This is a genomic window from Leptothermofonsia sp. ETS-13, from assembly GCF_049200465.1.
Taxonomy (GTDB): Bacteria; Cyanobacteriota; Cyanobacteriia; order Leptolyngbyales; family Leptolyngbyaceae; genus Leptothermofonsia.
Genome location: NZ_CP120836.1, coordinates 3,918,437 through 3,936,308, shown reverse-complemented (window position 1 = coordinate 3,936,308; position 17,872 = coordinate 3,918,437). Strand labels below are relative to the sequence as shown.

16 protein-coding genes are annotated in these 17,872 nt (G+C 49.5%); 11 read left to right on the top strand and 5 right to left on the bottom strand.

Features of this window, described 5'->3' with window-relative positions:
- Nucleotides 1–26 precede the first annotated feature (26 nt).
- Nucleotides 27–734, top strand: coding sequence for an FAD-binding oxidoreductase (locus P4D80_RS17935; RefSeq protein WP_421655372.1), 708 nt, complete (start codon nt 27–29; stop codon nt 732–734).
- Nucleotides 735–922: 188 nt separating this feature from the next.
- Nucleotides 923–1,594 carry a signal peptidase I gene (lepB, locus tag P4D80_RS17930; protein ID WP_421655371.1) on the top strand — a complete coding sequence of 224 codons (672 nt, stop codon included), beginning with the start codon at nt 923–925 and terminating at the stop codon, nt 1,592–1,594.
- On the opposite strand, the gene P4D80_RS17925 is transcribed toward lepB, so the two are convergent.
- Together P4D80_RS17925 and P4D80_RS17920 are read right to left on the bottom strand one after the other, a co-directional pair.
- The gene (locus P4D80_RS17925) at nt 1,584–2,204 is read right to left on the bottom strand and encodes a ComEA family DNA-binding protein (RefSeq protein WP_421655370.1); all 621 of its coding nucleotides are present in this window, start codon (nt 2,202–2,204) and stop codon (nt 1,584–1,586) included. The two genes, lepB and P4D80_RS17925, sit on opposite strands and share 11 nt — an antisense overlap.
- Nucleotides 2,164–2,562 (bottom strand): SHOCT domain-containing protein, encoded by a 399-nt coding sequence (locus P4D80_RS17920; RefSeq protein WP_421655369.1) that lies wholly within the window; start codon nt 2,560–2,562, stop codon nt 2,164–2,166. The genes P4D80_RS17925 and P4D80_RS17920 overlap by 41 nt, the downstream gene beginning before the upstream one ends.
- Nucleotides 2,563–2,812: 250 nt before the next feature.
- On the opposite strand from P4D80_RS17920, the gene P4D80_RS17915 reads away from it, so the two are divergent.
- Together P4D80_RS17915 and P4D80_RS17910 are read left to right on the top strand one after the other, a co-directional pair.
- Nucleotides 2,813–3,754, top strand: a complete 942-nt coding sequence (locus P4D80_RS17915; protein WP_421655368.1) for a J domain-containing protein — start codon at nt 2,813–2,815, stop codon at nt 3,752–3,754.
- Nucleotides 3,755–3,875: 121 nt separating this feature from the next.
- Complete coding sequence (locus P4D80_RS17910) at nt 3,876–4,199, top strand: DUF1825 family protein (protein WP_421655367.1); 324 nt, start codon at nt 3,876–3,878, stop codon at nt 4,197–4,199.
- 133 nt (nt 4,200–4,332) lie between these two features.
- Here P4D80_RS17910 and P4D80_RS17905 read toward each other — a convergent pair whose 3' ends face one another.
- Complete coding sequence (locus tag P4D80_RS17905) at nt 4,333–6,249, bottom strand: transglycosylase domain-containing protein (protein ID WP_421655366.1); 1,917 nt, start codon at nt 6,247–6,249, stop codon at nt 4,333–4,335.
- 309 nt (nt 6,250–6,558) lie between these two features.
- On the opposite strand from P4D80_RS17905, the gene tyrS reads away from it, so the two are divergent.
- The gene (tyrS, locus tag P4D80_RS17900) at nt 6,559–7,788 is read left to right on the top strand and encodes a tyrosine--tRNA ligase (RefSeq protein ID WP_421655365.1); all 1,230 of its coding nucleotides are present in this window, start codon (nt 6,559–6,561) and stop codon (nt 7,786–7,788) included.
- On the opposite strand, the gene P4D80_RS17895 is transcribed toward tyrS, so the two are convergent.
- Entirely contained in the window at nt 7,695–10,181 is a 2,487-nt protein-coding gene (locus tag P4D80_RS17895) for a PAS domain S-box protein (protein ID WP_421655364.1), read from the bottom strand. The genes tyrS and P4D80_RS17895 overlap by 94 nt on opposite strands.
- Before the next feature lie 247 nt (nt 10,182–10,428).
- Between P4D80_RS17895 and pyrF the strand changes: the two genes are divergently transcribed.
- From pyrF to rsgA, 3 genes are all read left to right on the top strand, one after another.
- Complete coding sequence (pyrF, locus tag P4D80_RS17890) at nt 10,429–11,157, top strand: orotidine-5'-phosphate decarboxylase (protein WP_421655363.1); 729 nt, start codon at nt 10,429–10,431, stop codon at nt 11,155–11,157.
- 126 nt (nt 11,158–11,283) lie between these two features.
- Nucleotides 11,284–11,883, top strand: coding sequence for a hypothetical protein (locus tag P4D80_RS17885; RefSeq protein WP_421655362.1), 600 nt, complete (start codon nt 11,284–11,286; stop codon nt 11,881–11,883).
- A 442-nt stretch (nt 11,884–12,325) separates the two neighbouring features.
- Nucleotides 12,326–13,399: a ribosome small subunit-dependent GTPase A gene (gene rsgA, locus P4D80_RS17880; protein ID WP_421655361.1), complete on the top strand. Its 1,074-nt coding sequence runs from the start codon at nt 12,326–12,328 to the stop codon at nt 13,397–13,399.
- Between the two features lie 63 nt (nt 13,400–13,462).
- On the opposite strand, the gene P4D80_RS17875 is transcribed toward rsgA, so the two are convergent.
- On the bottom strand, nt 13,463–14,170 hold the full coding sequence (locus P4D80_RS17875) for a uracil-DNA glycosylase (RefSeq protein ID WP_421655360.1): 708 nt from the start codon (nt 14,168–14,170) through the stop codon (nt 13,463–13,465).
- A 407-nt stretch (nt 14,171–14,577) separates the two neighbouring features.
- Here P4D80_RS17875 and P4D80_RS17870 point away from each other — a divergent pair, with 407 nt between their 5' ends.
- From P4D80_RS17870 to P4D80_RS17860, 3 genes are all read left to right on the top strand, one after another.
- Nucleotides 14,578–15,264: a phosphoribosyltransferase gene (locus P4D80_RS17870; RefSeq protein ID WP_421655359.1), complete on the top strand. Its 687-nt coding sequence runs from the start codon at nt 14,578–14,580 to the stop codon at nt 15,262–15,264.
- A gap of 388 nt (nt 15,265–15,652) precedes the next feature.
- Nucleotides 15,653–17,071: a glycogen synthase GlgA gene (glgA, locus tag P4D80_RS17865; RefSeq protein ID WP_421655358.1), complete on the top strand. Its 1,419-nt coding sequence runs from the start codon at nt 15,653–15,655 to the stop codon at nt 17,069–17,071.
- 113 nt (nt 17,072–17,184) lie between these two features.
- Nucleotides 17,185–17,667 carry a hypothetical protein gene (locus P4D80_RS17860; RefSeq protein ID WP_421655357.1) on the top strand — a complete coding sequence of 161 codons (483 nt, stop codon included), beginning with the start codon at nt 17,185–17,187 and terminating at the stop codon, nt 17,665–17,667.
- The last annotated feature ends 205 nt before the right edge of the window (nt 17,668–17,872 follow it).

The following is a 17,872-nucleotide window of genomic DNA, read 5'->3' as shown; positions in this document are numbered from 1 at the left end:
CTGCGACTCACAGGCGGAGGTTGTTGATGCAAAGTTTGAAAGTTTTGCGCCGTTCACCTACGGCGGACTACATTGCTACGGTTGTAGAATCGGTCTTTCTAACACCCACGATTAAATCGATTCGGTTGCGGCTGGATCGAGACGAGTTTCGGTTTTTACCGGGGCAGTCGGTATGGCCCAAGTTTGAGCGCGATGGACGACGATTCAGCAAAATTTACTCAATTGCCTCTTCCCCGTCTCGTTGCCCCGAAATTGAACTCTGTGTTTCTCGCGTAGGCTGGAGTTCTGCCTACATCCAGGATTTGCAAATGGGGCAAACCCTGCCCCTGCGAGGACCCTATGGGCTGATGACGATCAGTGAACTGCCCCCGAGATCGCGCCTTTACATTGCAGAAGGATCTGGCATTGCACCGCTAAAAAGTCAGATTGACTGGCTCTATGAGTCTGGTTTCCAGTACCCGGTATGGTTGATCCAGTCCAACCCTGAAACCCCAGACCAGTTGCCTTACCGTAACTACTGGCATCGCTTCAGCCAAACCTGGTCTACTTTTCATTACATTGAGGTGATTAACCACCATCCAGAGAACGTCCTGGCACGACAGGGGCTCAATCTGGCGGAGTGGGATGTGGACATTTGTGCCGTCGGCGATCGCCCAGACCAGATTCAGGCCACAGTTCTGGCTTTGGGAGCCCGGTTGGAGCAGGTGCGATCGGAGAAGTTCATTGCATTCTGATTTGGAGAATAAGACTTAGAAGCCAGGAGCCAGAAGGGGAAAGTAGGGAGAAGTGATGGAGTAAATCGAGTGGAAGAGTGAAGGAGTAAAGCAACCTGACCCTATCACCCTATTCCCCTATCACTCCATCACCTCTTCACTCCTCACCCGAATTCAACAAAGAGGGAGAGCATGAGAGAATAAAGTCTATGACTTTAGAAGATTCGACGGAACCCAAACCCCAACCGGCTTCGACCGTTCGTTCCCCAGCCTGGAAGAGCTGGCTGGAAAATGTTCAAATTCTTTTTATTGCACTGATCCTGGCGTTGTTGATTCGGACGTTTGTAGCAGAACCCCGTTACATTCCATCTGATTCGATGGTGCCTACCCTGGAGGTGAGCGATCGCCTCGTTGTTGAAAAACTGTCTTATCGGTTCCGACCACCGGAGCTGGGCGATATCGTGGTTTTCAATCCGCCTCCCCAGCTTCAAATTCAGGGGTATGCCAAAGACCAGGCGTTTATTAAACGAATCATTGGCAAGCCTGGTCAAACCGTTTTTGTTCGCGACGGCAAGGTTTACCTGGACAATCAACCTCTCCAGGAACCCTACATTACAGAGCCCCCCAATTACACCTGGGGTCCAGCACAAGTTCCAGAGGGTGCCTACTTTGTGATGGGCGATAACCGCAACAACAGCAACGATTCTCACATCTGGGGCTTTCTGCCTCAGCAGAACATTATTGGTCGAGCCTGGTTTCGGTTCTACCCTTTTAACCGAATAGGTGTCATTTACCACGCCCAACCCCACTCATCTACTCATCCACTCCATCACTCCCCCTCCCGACCCCTAACTCCTGATTCCTTCCAATCTAAAACTTGAGGTAATGCATTAACTCTGCCGTCAGGTCACTGGGTAAGGACAGACGGCGCTGGAGGTGAATTAAATTACGATAGGGTCCCTGCACTCGATTTTCAACGATCGCCCGTGCCAGATAGAGATCGACCCTGGGAATTCTCAACAGCATTTCAACCGTTGCCAAATTAGGATTGACGGGCTTGATACTGTAAACGCTGTCGCCAGCGTAATAGCAAAATTGAAGAATCAGTTCTAATGGCTTAAGACGCTGGACGGGCATGCCCAGAGCTGCTGCAATATCTTCTAAACAATGAAATTGCACACCCGCTTGAGCCAGATCAACTAACGTCCGTGCCTGATGAATAGACAACCCTGGTAATCTCAGCCAGTCATCTACCCCCGCCTGATTTGCGTCGATTTTAACTCCCAGATTGGCTGCCAGTTCAACTTCAGCCAGGGATTGAAAGCGGTAGTACGGATCATTTAGAATGCGCCAGCGGAGTGAGGGATAGGTGGCGATCACTTTCAATCGAGATTGGGTGGTTGTAGATAACCAATCGAGGAATGCCATCGGGTTACACAATGCGATCAGGTTACACAATGCGATCAAGCAGTTGGCGACGTTTTTGTTCAAACTCGTACTCCGAAATGAGCCCATCGGCGCGGAGCTGGTCAAGCTGGCGTACCGCATCGGCGATCGCCCCCACCTTAACCGGATCTACCCCCACAGAACTAGAAACCACCCGGGGTTCGGAAGTTATTCCCGAATTAAACTTCAAATCAAACTCCTCTGAGTCCTGTATTAAATACCAGGCCCCCTCAATCGCACTGGCGATTTTAGGAATGGGAGTCAATGCCAACAACATGTACAAAATGCCCCACAAAGGCTGTTGCAAATAAAACTTGTGCAACCCCGAAACGGGAATGGGATTTGCTGCACTGGCAAATGCCAGAAGAGCAGCAACCTTACGATTTTTGGGCTTATTCAACATGCTGCCTGACTCCACAGAAAACTCGCGAAGCCTCTCATTTGAAGAGGTGAAGAGGAACGTACCCGTTGCCTCACAATCACTTCTACCATATTGACTGCTTAAAGTAGACAACAGCTTAAAAAAGTAGACAACAGCAAATTTGTTGGCTATCCTTCCTCTGGATCTTTCCTGTTGGGTCTGAATGAACACAGTACAGTAGAAGTAGGGCATTTAATATCAAGTTTGTTCGGCATCCAAGGCTACCGAATCAATGTCACCAAGTTCGCTTTCCTCAGACTGGCTGAACCGATTTTCCGATCCTTACGCAGTGCTAGGGGTTTCCATTGCAGCGGACGATCGCCGAGTTTTGAACCGTTACCGGGCGGTCACTAAAATTCTTCACCCTGACAGTCAAGCCCTTGCCGATGCGGCAAATAAAGAGTTTGCCGTTCAGCTCCTCGCTCGCCTCATCAACCCCGCTTATCAAAAGTTAAAGCAGGAGAAGGGAAGAAAGGAAAACACCGCTTTGTTAAGGTTTAAGGTGCGACGATTGGTGCGGGAGGCTTCTCTATCACCTCAAAGTGACCCGGCCCGCAGACTCTTACAGTATCCAGTCAGCGAAGTGGATGTGTTCTATGAGCAGGCGATCGCCCAGCTTGCCGAAGTTCAATACAATCCCCTCAATCAGTTCGAGTCCATTACGCCGCAATTGGGAGAATTAAATCTGGTTTACCTTCAGCTCAAAATGGGGGAGGTCTTTATCGGCGAAAAGCGAACTGGGTTGGTCGCCGCCAAGGAAGCAAAGCTGCTTCAGTTTTCACCCTCCCCAGCGGACACCGCAACTGCTACTGAAAATTATGCTCAGCGCCACTACCGGCGAGCGCAGGAGTACATGAAAAAAGGAAACTGGAATCAAGCTGTTCAAGAACTGCGGGATGCTATCAAAATTGAAGCCGATAAAAGTGAGTATCATGCCCTACTGGGAGTTGCTTACCTTCAGCAAAATCTGCCAGGGATGGCAACGGTTTATATGCGTCAGGCACTGAAGCTTAATCCCCGTGACCCATTAGCTACGAAATACGCTGCTAAACTAGGTATTCCATCGTCTGCCGACAATGAAGCTCAAAAGAACAGCAAAACAGCCAATCGTCATCAAAACTCTAAACCGACAAAGGGTGGAGGATTGTTTAGTTTTTTTCGGTCAAAGAAATAGGGTAGTGAAACCCCTACCTGCTACGACTTAACTGAACCGAGGGACTGCATTAAAATAATTTCATAGTCTTAGACAGGCAATCCACAGTGGTGGGTTGATATCAAACATCTGATATAAAGCGATGGGATTTTTTGATTCTGAAATTGTCCAACAAGAAGCCCGACAGCTATTTGAGGACTATCAATCCCTCATGAAACTGGGGGCCGACTATGGAAAGTTCGATCGCGAGGGCAAAAAGCTCTTCATAGAGCAGATGGAATCCATAATGGAGCGTTATCGCATTTTTATGAAGCGGTTTGAACTTTCCGAAGACTTTATGGCACAGATGACGGTTGAACAACTGAAAACCCAACTGGGTCAATTTGGCATTACTCCTCAGCAGATGTTTGACCAGATGCATTTGACACTAGAGCGAATGAAAGCTGAAGTCGAGAGAATGCCATAAGCTGACTTTCTTACTAGTAGATCAAAATATGAGATCAAAAAGGATCGAAACAAAAGTTTTGATCAACGTTCTGGATAGGGTAGAGGGGTAAGATTTCTACTTCTCCGTATTGCAAAATTTAGTGTTTGCAAAACTAGGGGCGTGGAAATTCAGAGGGTGAGCGGAAGTTTTCAACCGGAACTCCTCTCAAAGCCTGTTCCATAAAATCTCGCCAAACTGGGGCGACAAACGTACCGCCAGTTGCTCCTTTGCCAACCGGACTATAGTTATCATTACCAACCCAAACAGCCGTAGCAAGCTGCGGCACGTAACCGACAAACCAGATGTCCCGTTCGGAAGATGTAGTGCCTGTTTTGCCTGCCGCTGGGCGATCAAGTCTTGCCGCAGTCGCCGTCCCCTTAGTGATGACACCTTGCATCACATCTGTGAGGGACGCTGTTGCCCACGGGTCAAGTACTAACTGAGGCTTGGGTGTGTTATCCAGCAGCACATTTCCCATACTGTCTGTCACCTGAACAATCAGGGTTGTTTCCGAATACCAACCATTGCTGGCAAAGGTAGCAAAGGCAGATGCCATTTCCAGGGGAGTCAAATCGACAGCTCCCAGTGGGAGTGACACCACAGGCTCAATCGGAGAACGAATTCCCAATGTGCGACATACGTCAATGACCTTACTTAACCCAATATCCTGCCCTATACGCACTGCTGGTACATTCCGAGATACCTCCAGCGCTTTGCGGATGGTAATCGGGCCATAGAAAGAGCCATCATAATTTTGAGGGGTATAGTATTCATACCCATCCGGATAACTGACCGGACTATCGGAAACAATCGATTCGGGAGTGTAGCGACCGGAGGCAAAGGCCGTGTAGTAAACAAAGGGTTTAAACGCAGAGCCTGGTTGCCGCAGTGCTTGAGTGGCCCGATTATACTGACTTTTCCGATAATCGACTCCCCCCACCAGGGCTTTTACGAAGTGAGTACGAGGATCGACCGCCACTAGTGCCATCTGATCGGCATATACCCCCTGGTTAACAAGGGTTGCGTGCCACTGTTTGACCACATTTTCTGCAATGCGTTGAAGTTTGGTATCGACGGTGGTTTGAACACGCATACCACCTTTGAGTAGAGCATCCCGACCAAACCGCTTTGTTAATTCCTGAACAGTTGCCTCAGTAACGTAGGGCATGGTGCTTCCCTGGAAAGAGGTGACCTTGCCCAACCGAATCGGTTGTTTGCGGGCAGCCGCTTCCTCCTGAGGAGTAATCCACTTCAATTCCTTCATCCGCTTGAGGACAACGAGCTGGCGCTGCTTTGCCTTTTTGTAATCAACGAAGGGGCTAAGGGTTTCTGGAGCTTGAATCAGTCCTGCCATCATGGCAGATTCTGCCAGGTTCAGGTCAGCAGAGGATTTTCCGAAGTAACTTTCGGCGGCGGTTTCTACTCCATAAGTATTGTGTCCCCAATAAACTTGGTTCAGATAGAGTTCCAGGATTTGATTCTTAGTCAGGATTTGCTCCAACCGCAGAGCCAAAACTGCTTCTGCCACCTTGCGGCTAAAGGTGCGCTGAGGGGTTAGAAAGAGGTTTTTGACCAGCTGCATCGTCAGCGTGGAGCCACCCTCAACGGTTGTCCCCTTTTCCCAGTTTGCCAGAAAGGCACGGGCCACAGCTCCTGGATTCACACCCCGGTGCGAGAAAAAATAGCTATCTTCAATGGCCAGTACGGCGCGTTTCAGGTGTGGAGAAATCTTATCCAGTGGCACGACCTCCCGGTTCGCTTCGCCGTGAAGACTGGTCAGCAACTTGCCTTTGACATCATAGATGTGGGTTGTTTCACTGGGAACGTAGCTACGCAGGATACGCACATCGGGCAGGTTACGGAAACTAATGGCCAACCCAACTAGCCCACCAGCAACGACAGAACTCGTCAGCATCATCGTTCCCAGCACCATGCCACCAGTCACTTTGCCGACTGTCTTAACAAACTGATAAATTGCTATAGGAGCGTCTGATTGGTGATTCGGTTGTTGAAGGGTATTGGACGACACGACGATTTTATCCTTTAAAGATTTAAATAACAGAACAGTGCAATAAACGAAATATAGTTGATTAATATCAACTTGGCGATCGCCTCATCAGGACACGCCGCCTACCAATTCAGAATGGCTTTAGCAAAGAGTAACACTATCACCTCGGAGAAGGGACAAATCACGTTACAGTAATGTATGCGGACTTCAGTGGATCGCCGTTTGAAGTCACAGGATGATAATCCCTGCAATTATAGTAGTCTGTCCGTTAATGGTGAATTTTAGTCCGTGAGTGTAGCGAACCAAGCTGAAAATTTGCGAAGGGCAGCGATGTCAATTGCTCTCAATCGAAAGCCAGACCTTACCTGGTTAAGGCGTGGGACGAGTGAAATTTTCCCCGACCAGTTGGATTCTACCAGCCCGGACGAAAATTTGGAGCAATGGCTTTTGAGCAGCGATCGCCCCCTGCGGGTTAAATTGGGCATTGATCCCACGGGAGCCGATATTCACCTGGGGCACAGCATTCCAGTCCGCAAACTACGGGCTTTTCAAGATGCAGGGCACACAGCAGTGCTGATTATTGGCGACTTTACTGCCCGCATTGGCGACCCCACCGGAAAGTCGGAAGTTCGCAAGCAATTGACTGTGGAAGACGTGCGGGCCAACGCCCAAACCTATCTGGATCAGGTACGCCCCATTCTGGACTTTGATACACCAGGGCGATTGGAAATTCGCTACAACTCAGAGTGGCTATCTAAACTTGACCTGGGCAAGATCCTGGAGCTGCTTTCCACCATGACCGTGGGGCAAATGCTGGCAAAGGAAGGATTTGCGGAGCGTTACGAGAAGGAAAATCCCATCTACCTGCATGAGTTTCTTTACCCACTGATGCAGGGTTTTGACTCGGTTGCCATCGAAGCGGATGTGGAACTGGGTGGTACGGATCAGAAATTTAACATTGCCGTTGGACGAGACTTGCAGCGTCATTTTGGCATGCGCCCTCAGTTTGGTTTGCTGATGCCAATTCTGCTGGGCACCGATGGTGTGCAAAAGATGTCGAAGTCCCTGGGCAATTATGTGGCTTTGACAGAAGACCCGCTCAGTATGTACTCCAAGCTGGAGAAAACGCCTGACCACTTACTCAAGCAATACTTCGAATTGCTGACAGACTTACCCCTGGAGACTATACCGGAAAATCCACGGGAGGCTCAAAAGCTCCTGGCATTGACGGTGGTAACCCAATACCACGGTGAAGCAGCCGCAAAACAGGCTCAGCAGGATGCGATCGCCCTGGTAAAAGGTTCCACAACCCAGGCCGATAGCGTCCCCGAATTTTCGCTGGCAGGCATTCAGTTTCCGGCCAAGCTCTTTTACCTGGTCAGTGCCAGCGGTTTGTGTAAAAGTAGCTCCGATGCCCGCCGCCAGATCCAGGGAGGAGCAGTGCGACTGGATGGGGAAAAGGTTGATCAGGTCGATCGCACCTTTGACTCTCCAGAGGCTTTAACGGGCAAGGTGCTGCAACTGGGCAAAAACAAGTTTGTTCGGTTTGTGATGTCCTGAACATGGGCAATAAAATAGAGGGGGTTCTGGTGACTATCACGAACCAGAGATACGCTGATCAAGGCCCACAGAATGTGCCCATCTTTGTGGAAGTAACGCTTTTTCAGGTGGTAGCAGGGAATTTCTCCAGTCAAAAGCTGCTCGGTGTAGGACCAATCGAGCCTGGCATCATCAGGATATGAAACTTGATCCAACTTCATTCCCAATATCTCTGACTCGCTGTAGCCCAGCATACGACAGAAAGCCGGGTTCACCTGCAAAAAACGTCCATCCAAGGATGCGATGTTCATACCAACGGCACTGGTGGCAAATGCCCCTCGAAAGCACTCTTCACTCTGTCGAAGGGCTTCCTCTGCTTGTTTATACTCGGTGATATCTACATCTACGGCGGTTACAATCCAGCAGTCCAATGCTTCGTCTCGCCGCGAAGTGACATACCCTGAAATCCAACGCAGGCTGTTGTCTTTGTGGCGGAAGCGGTATTTTTCTGAGAAGGTCTGCCGATTTTTGAAATTTTTTAGGAGAGCCATCCACATTCGTGTCAAATCGTCGGGAGGAATGCGTGAGTACCAGAGAGTTTTGTCTGCCATGAATTCCTGGGAGGTATAGCCAAAAATCGCTTCACATCCATCGGACCAATATTCGTACTCCCAGTCTCCATTTGGAAAAATGCGAGCACTGGTGACTGAGGCGATCGCGCTATTGAGGACATTTTTAAGCTGGGCTTCTGAGTGTTGGAGGGCCAGTTCCAGGCGTTTGCGATCGCTAATATCTTTAGCAATCCCAATCACACAGGACTGTCCCTGAATTTCAAGGATTTCTGAGGAAAACAGGGTCGTTACCTGCTTACCCGTTTTGGTTTGAAAGGTCTGCTCTTGATTGAGTACCTGTTTCTTAGCTTGCAGCAATTGAATATGGGCGCTTCGAGCAACCGGGCTGGCCCATATTTTGACCTCGGCTTGCTTGCGGCCAATCACCTCTTCTTTGGTATATCCAAATAGTTTCAGAAACGAATCATTGACCTCCAAAAAACGCCCATCCAGGGTTGTAATTTCCATTGGATCAGGACTGGCATGAAAAAATTTTGTAAACTTTTCTTCCGACTCCTGGAGGGCAGTTTTTACCTGATCAAAAGATTCCTGTAAATATTCAGCCATCTGGTTGAACGACCGCGCCAGCACTTCAAGTTCGGCGATTGGGCTGTCTTCTTCGATCGGGTAATCCCACTTACCGATAGCCAGATTACGACTGGCGCGGTTCAAGCGCAGGATGGGTTTGGCAATCCATTGAGTAGTGAGCCAACTGAGAGCGATCGCCCCCAACAGTGCTCCGGCACAAAGTAGAACAGTGGTGCGATTGTTGTACCGAATCTCTGCCATGAAACTGGACTGGGGTATTACCACTACAAGTAACCAGTCCAGCCCAAAAGAGTCAGCATAGGGAGTAACCTGAACAAACTGACGTTCATTTTCAATGTCAAATTGAAGTTGCTGTTCGGTTTTGATGTCACTCAAGTCTCCAAATTCGCTCAGCAAATACTGGGCTGTTTCTGCAATCAGGCGATCATCACTTCTAGAAGCTTTGAGTCGCTGAATATTCCCCTGAATTACTCCATAGGAAGGTTGGTCACTAGAGCTTGCAACCATCAACCCAGAACGTTCTATGATAAAAATTCTTCCGGTTGAGCTGAAATTGATCTGACTGAGAAAGTGATGCATCCTACTCAGGTTGTCCTCAATAGAAAGTACACCCATCAGCTTTTGGTGGGGATCATAAATTGGCTTGCTAAAAGAAATTCCTGACCCCTCATCCTGTGACCGCACCTCAATCACATTCCAGGCTGGTTTGCCTGTTTGGACCGCGTTGGTATACCAGGTAGTGGTTGTTAATTCATAGGTTGTTGGGGCTCTCAAATTTGTCTGAGCTCTAATGAAATTGCTAATGTTATCTGTTTTGTCGTGGTGGGGTTGTCTGCTTTGGTTCTCCTCTAACACTTCAATGACCGCCTGGTTGGCAACCCGCTGAGCACCAACAAACTCTCCGGTGGAACTGACCAGCGCAATGGAATTAATCTCAGGGTAACGCTCTTGCTGTTTCCAGAAATACCGCTCTATGTCGTGTAAATTTGACAAATTGAGCATCCCCAGTTCAACTGCATCAGCAATCATGAAGGCAATTTGAGGCGGTACTTGCAAATAGTCATCCAGTTGCTCGTGGGTGCGATTGCTCACCTCTTGAATAAATTGTCTGGCGATTTTATTGACAGATTGTTGCCCATTGCGAAATGATAGATAGCCAGTTAAACCAACGACGACAATAATTTCCAATAGAATAGAATAATTAGCACCATCAGTAAAGGGAACCGAGGCGAATGGCGGGAGGACAAAGAGCATATTCGATGGTGCTTGTGTGGTTTTTCCTTAAGGATGTGATTTAGCACAATTCAAAGTTTAGTGACGACGGATAAACCAAAACCAGGAGAGATCGATTCGTAGGCAAAGTATATTTTGCTACTTCTGAAAGCTTCTGGAATCACCCCTTTTCGTGATCTGGAAATCTTGTCTTCATCTGGAGATCTTGTATTGAGATATTGAGAACGTGACACAATAGGCGACATTGAAAGTAATCTCTTAATTCCCCATGTCACCGGCTGATCGAATAATTGTTCCGTTGGATGTGGCAGGTAAAGAAGCAGCGATCGCCCTTCTTGATCATCTCCCTCAAGTTACTTTTTGGAAAGTTGGATTGGAGCTTTTTGTCAGCACCGGGCCAGAGATTTTGGTCGAACTCAAGTCTCGTCAAAAAAAAATCTTCCTTGATCTGAAGTTTCATGACATTCCTAACACTCTTGCAGGAGCTTGTCGAGCAGCCGCCCGTTACGGTGTTGATTTAGTGACTTTGCATGCCACAGCCGGGAAGGATGCTTTGCGGTTGGCTCAGGCTGCGGCAATAGAGGGGGCTACTGAGACTGGCAACCCCGCTCCCCGGCTGATTGCCATCACCCTGCTCACCAGCCTCAACGCCCATAACCTGGCCTTTGACCTGAAAATTCCGCTGGAATTGCCAGAGTACGTACTTCAAATGGCTCTACTGGCTCAGGAGAGCGGTCTGGCCGGTGCGGTTTGTTCCCCTCAAGAAGTGGAACAACTGCGGCAGGCCTGTGGGTCTGATTTTTTGCTAGTTTGTCCGGGAGTTCGCCCGGCTTGGGCTGAGGTGGGCGATCAACGGCGAGTTGTGACTCCAGCCGCAGCACTCAAAGCAGGGGCAGATTACCTGGTGATTGGCCGCCCAATTACGGCAGCAGATGATTCGATCGCAGCGTTTGAGCGGATCTGTGAAGAACTGGAACAGGGGGGGAAGAGTTGTTAGTCAGGTAAGGGAGGTAGATGGGGAGATGGGTTGCTCATTCACTTCTCCACTCATCCACCCCCTTCTGGCTTCTGGCTCCTGCCTCCTGCCCCCTCTCACCTTTGTCTTAAAGATGGAATTTTAAGAATGATGAGCAGAATGATTTGGCTGAGAAGGTTTTGGGTGGGGACTGCGATCGCCCTCCTGCCTTGTCAACCAATTGATGCTGTCCCTGCCCCTGCGAGTCCACCTGCAAAAGTGGTTAAGGATAAAACCCCGCGCTACATTCGCCCTCGTGTGACCTGCCCCGTTAATGTAGAACCGCTAACAACAGCGATGTTGCGTGATTTGCCGGGCTATATCAATCGTCTCTACATCCGGGTTGTCCATCGAAAAACAGGGGGTTTGCTGTATGCGATCGCCGCAACCCAACCCGACCTGGTTCCCTTACCAGCTCAATCCAGCGAATATCCCAATCCGATAGACGAAAACCTGCATCAGATCTTTTTCACGGTTCTGGAGCGGCAATACTTCGGGCCCCAAGTTGTCGAATTTCAACACTACCATTGGCTATTTCTAACTAAAACGATGGATGGCTGGAAAATTGCCCTCATGTTTTCCCGCTCTGGCTCCTATCCATCAGGTGACCAACCCATTACTCCACCCAGAGATAGCAGCCAAAGTTTAACGGCTCAAGCGATCCGGCTCTGGTTACGAGATTGCCAGGCAGGTTCAGTCAAACTATGAAAGTAGGACTGACATCGGACACCAGGCACCCCCTAGTGTTCCGTCAGGAAAATTTTGACGGGTCGAAAACCCACAAAATTCAACCCTACTCAACAACCTGAATTTTGGCCACCCGTCAATTATTGATTGACTGACCACTAGGTCAATCATCCATGCCGACATTTCAGCATTGTTTTCAGGAATCTACTCAACTACACTTGTGGTCACTCTATGCAACTCGTCAAGGAGGAAGAACGATGACTGAGCTTCAAGGCGTTCAGGTCCTTGTGACCCTTCAAACTGAACAAACCCAGGGCGCAGAGAGTCCCGTTCGGCCCTCCCTTTGGCTGGCATAGAAGTTACAGCAGTTTCCCTTCACCACTTCCTACTCCCATTCTCTTAACCTGCTGTAACCCTCCTCTGTGCGCCCTACCAAAGCAGCACATTGAGGAACGAAATAACTATGAATTTGAATTTATTGGGCTGGAGCAATTTTTTTGCCTCCAGTTTTGCAGCCTACGGTCAGGCAGGATACGCTGTGGGCCGGGTGGCGATCGCATCCCGCACCCTCTACACCCTCTACACCGAATCGGGAGAACTGACAGCAGAAATTTCAGGCAATCTCCGAAGCCGGGCGACTGCCACCCAGGATTTTCCCGCCGTAGGAGATTGGGTCGTCATCCGGAGTCGAGCATTGGAAAAACGGGCCACCATCCATGCCCTCTTGCCCCGCAAGAGCAAGTTTTCCCGAAAAACAGCCGGTGCCAGGACTGAAGAACAGGTCGTTGCCACCAATATTGATACCGTTTTTCTGGTGTCAGGACTGGATGGCGACTTCAACCCCAGACGGATTGAGCGCTACCTGCTGTTAACCTGGGAGAGCGGTGCTAACCCAGTCATCCTTCTGAATAAGGCAGACCTGTGCCCCGATATAGACGGACGAGTAGCAGAGGTAGCTGCGGTTGCTCCCGGCGTCCCCATCATCCCACTCAGTGCCACCCACCAACAAGGATTGGATGCTCTCAACTCATACCTCCAACCAGGTCAAACCGTTGCTCTGCTTGGATCTTCAGGGGTTGGCAAATCCACCATTACCAACCAGTTGAAGGGAGAAACGGTTCAGTCCGTTCAAGCCGTGCGACGTGGCGACGATCGCGGCAGACACACCACCACTCATCGGGAATTGATTCTGCTACCAAATGGTAGCTTGATTATCGATACTCCCGGAATGCGAGAAATCCAGATCTGGTCGGCAGGAGAAGGGTTGGAGGAAACATTTTCAGACATTGCAGTTCTGGCAGAACGATGCCGCTTTCGAGATTGTCAGCACAATCATGAACCCGGTTGTGCTGTTCAGCAGGCTCTGGAGAGAGGCAGCCTTGACGAGTCAAGATTTCTGAACTATCGGAAACTGCAAAAGGAACTGAGCTACCTCACCCGTAGACAGGATCAGCGAGCCAGCCTGCTAGAAAAAGAGCGATGGAAAAAGATCCACAAATCCTTACGGAATCAGGATAAAAGTAGGAGAGGGGAGTGAGGAGGTGATGGAGTGATAGGGTGATGGGATGATAGGATAAAGTTTTCCTACTCCATCACTCCATTACTCCCCACTTCCTTGCATCTCATCCAATTTCTTCCGAACTTCCTGGATGTCTTGCCACATCAGCCATTTAGGGCTACCCTTCTCACGGGACTGATTTCGCAATAAGTAGGCGGGGTGGAAGATGGGCATATAGAGGCGTCCATCGCGCTCTACCCACTCACCCCGTACTTTGGTAATTCCCTGTTTGATACCCAGCAGGGTCAGCATGGCGTATTTTCCAGTCAGTAGTATGATTTTGGGATTCACCATGCGAATTTGTTCAAGCAGATACCCTTTGCAGGCTTCAATCTCAGCAGGTTGTGGGTCACGGTTCCTTGGGGGACGGCACTTAACCACATTGCAGATATAAACGTCATTTTCACTTAATTTGACTGAAGCCAGAATTTTGTCTAAAAGTTGGCCGGCTTTGCCAACAAACGGAAGCCCGGTTTCGTCTTCGTTTTGTCCCGGTCCTTCCCCAACTACCATAATGGGAGCCTTCACATTACCCCGTCCGATCACGGCATTGGTACGATTTTCGCCAAGGGCGCAGCGGAAGCACTGGTTACAGTGAACTCGCATCTGTTCCATGGTTTGATAAGTGCCCGCCGGAATGGGCACTGTTGCATCGGTTGGAATCAGATCGGGGTTAAATCCTTGGGGGGGAGAAGGTTTGCTGTTTGGAGAGGAAAACTCAAACAGGCTAATCTGGTCTTGGCTCGCCATAGGGGTTGGAAAAAGTGGTAGATCTGAGATAGAGAAAAGAAGATGTAAGCGATTGCAAGGCAGGATCCTAAAGAAATGTAAAAGGAGAAAGGTTCAAGCAATCAGAACACCACACCAGGAAACCCACGGCTTCTGGCTTCTGATTTCTGGCTCCTGACCCCCTAATTTCATTGATGCTGCTGTACATAGCTTATGGTTGCTGGTTTCTTGCAAAGTTCTTAAATTCTAGGCTACCGCTCAATCTTTTTAAGGCATCTTCAGAAAGAAGTTAGGGGAAATCCCATAAGGCACAATTGAGTATCGCTTGATTGGGTTTCAGGGTTAATAAGAAAGATTCTGGGGATGGGTTAACGTCTGACTTTTCGGCCATGATGGAATTGATCCCTTGCACGCACCGGAGGGAGATTATGTCGCCGTTTTCGTCATTTCAAGATGCGGGTGCAACCGTTCGATTTCCTAACCGCCAGAAGGCTGGTGAGGAACTGGCACGGGTCGTGTTGAGCGAAATCTCAAGGCATCCGATGCAGCAGGAAGAGATGCGCTATGTGGTCTATGCTTTGCCCAGGGGAGGGTTGCCGATCGCTGCACCTATTGCCCGCGCGCTCCATTGCCCTCTAGATGTGATTGTGGCAAAGAAGATTACTCGACCTGATAACAGTGAACTGGCGATTGGAGCAGTGACAGCTGATGGCCATGTGGTTTGGGCCCCCCACCGCCAGTTGATGATGCCGCCGTTTCATCAATACCAGTCTGCGCTGGAGCATGCCCGCACCCATGCAGAGGCGCAGTGGCGGGAGCTTTCACCAACAGGGCCTCGGGCAAATCCAGCAGGGGCGATCGTGCTTCTGGTGGATGATGGCATTGCAACCGGAATGACGATGGCAGCGGCGGTGCGATCGCTGCACGCCCAGCAAGCGGCTCAAATCTGGATTTGCGCTCCGGTGGCTCCCCCTGATTTGATGCCATTTCTACGCGAGTTGAGCGATCGCGTCATCATCCTTGCAACCCCCCATCCCTTCCATAGCGTCAGCCGTTTCTATGAAGAGTTTCCCCAACTCAGTACCGAAGAAGCGGCTTCCTACTTACAGAGCTAACTTGATAGGTTAGAGCTAACTTGATAGGTAGAAGTCAGAAGCTAGGAGCCAGAATTCTTTTCTCTTCTAACTCCTGGCTTCTAATGGTTCATGGCAGAAGTTTTCCGCCAATTGTAGATGAGCCCCCATCCCCCATCCACATAAAATAGAACCCTTGATTCCCTTGACTCCCTTTTTTCCCCTTGACTCCCCTTTTCCATTCGTGGCGCTGTATGCAGTTCATTGTGGCTACTTAGGAAGCAAAATCCATATTACCGGAAATATATCTGCTGAAGCATACTGGCCTCTACCCTTAGTCGGTATGATGACAATCATTGGCTGTAGTGATTGGTAATATTGCTAACTGCCATCTTGACCAGGTACTACTCAGAGAAACACAGAACCTAGCATGCAAATTCTATTTGTTGCAGCGGAGGCAGCTCCGATCGCCAAAGTTGGTGGAATGGGGGATGTCGTCGGTTCGCTACCGAAAGTTTTGAAGAAGATGGGGCATGATGTGCGCATCTTTCTTCCTTACTATGGCTTCCTACCAGACAAAATGAAGATTCCCAAGGAACCCGTCTGGCAAGGTTCTGCAATGTTTCAAAGCTTCAGTGTCTATGAAACATTGCTGCCCGACAGCGATGTTCCCCTTTACCTGTTTGGTCATCCCTCCTTTTCTCCCCGACGCATCTATTTTGGAGAAGACGAAGACTGGCGGTTTACTCTGTTTGCGAATGGAGCCGCAGAATTTGCCTGGAATTACTGGAAACCCCAGATTATCCATTGCCACGACTGGCATACAGGCATGATTCCGGTTTGGATGCACCAGTCTCCCGATATTTCAACTCTGTTCACAATCCATAACCTGGCTTACCAGGGTCCCTGGCGCTGGCGGTTGGAGCAAATAACCTGGTGCCCCTGGTATATGCAGGGACACAACACAATGGCCGCCGCCGTTCAGTTTGCCGATCGCGTCAATACGGTGTCTCCAACCTACGCCAAACAAATTCAAACTGCGGCCTATGGCGAAACCCTGGAAGGACTACTGTCGTTTATCAGTGGCAAATTGTCAGGCATTCTTAATGGTATTGACGTGGAATCTTACAATCCAGCGACCGACAAGTACATTACCCAACCATTCACCGCCGATACGCTGGATAATCGAGCCATGAATAAAGTGGCTCTCCAGGAAGAACTAGGACTGGAGGTGAATTCCAGCGCTTTCCTGATGGGGATGGTCACACGCCTGGTAGAACAGAAAGGACTGGATCTGGTGCTACAAATGCTGGATCGGTTTATGGCCTATAGTGATGCCCAATTTATCCTGCTGGGAACGGGCGATCGCTACTACGAAACTCAGATGTGGCAAATTGCTTCCCGCTACTCTGGTCGGATGGCTGTCTACCTGCTCTACAACGACCCTCTCTCCCGCCGCATTTACGCTGGCTGCGACGCCTTTTTAATGCCCTCCCGGTTCGAGCCTTGCGGCATTGCCCAAATGCTGGCGATGCGTTACGGTTGCATTCCCATCGTCCGCCGCACAGGGGGGTTGGTGGACACGGTCACTCACCATGACCCCATGAACCACATCGGCACTGGCTACTGCTTTGACCGCTACGAGCCTCTCGATTTCTACACCTGTATGGTGCGGGCGTGGGAAGGTTTCCATTACAAAGACCGCTGGCGAGAATTGCAACAGCGGGCAATGGCTCAAGATTTTAGCTGGGAAAAATCTGCCAAACAGTACGACCGACTATACCGCGAAATCTTAGGCTTGCCTCTGGAAGAGTTTGAGTCGCAGAAGGTAACGGAACTGGTCTCTTAAGTAGTCCGGCAATTTTCAATAAATGGCACGAAATGTCGGAGTTGTTCAGGGTTTGTAATTTCTAAAAAATCTCACACCCCGCTGGTTACAACGTTCCAACTCATTGCTTCATCATGCTCTTAAAGGCGTTCCATCTACTGAAAGCCGCGATCGCTCTCCCTGCTCTCTCACTGGTTGTCCTACCCATTACCTTAAACGCAGTAGCAACCTCCACTTCCCCGCCAGGCAAAACACTGAACCTGCTCCCCAGCTTAGAAAACCCGGTACTGCTGGCCCAGCGATCGCGGACTCAGCGCATCCGGTTTAAGCCCGGAGAAAGCTCTGCCAGTATACGAACCGCTGTCGTCAGAGGTACACGCGATATTTATTTACTGAGAGCTCAAAAAGGGCAAATCATGACTGTAAAAATAGAATCCCTGGAAAATAACGCCTTGTTTGATGTCGCTGCCCCTCTCAATCAGTCAGGGCAGCGACGGGTGCTGAAGCAGGAAACTATGGTCTGGAGTGGAAAACTGCCCGATACCGGAGACTATCAGATTGCTGTTGGCACCATCCGTGGAAATGCCACCTACAAACTGTGGGTCGAGATCAGGTGATAGTAGGAAATATTGCCTGTCCCTTGTCCCCTGTGTTTTCCCTCTTTGCTCTACTATAAATTCTTAATAAAGTGGCATAATTCTTAATAAAGTGGTATACCAGCTCCAATTTCCTCCTGACACAGTTTGGAATAATGTTTTCTGGTTAACATATCGCAGGCAATTCCTTTCTGTTAGATCATGTAGCCTTTGCAGAACCCTGATA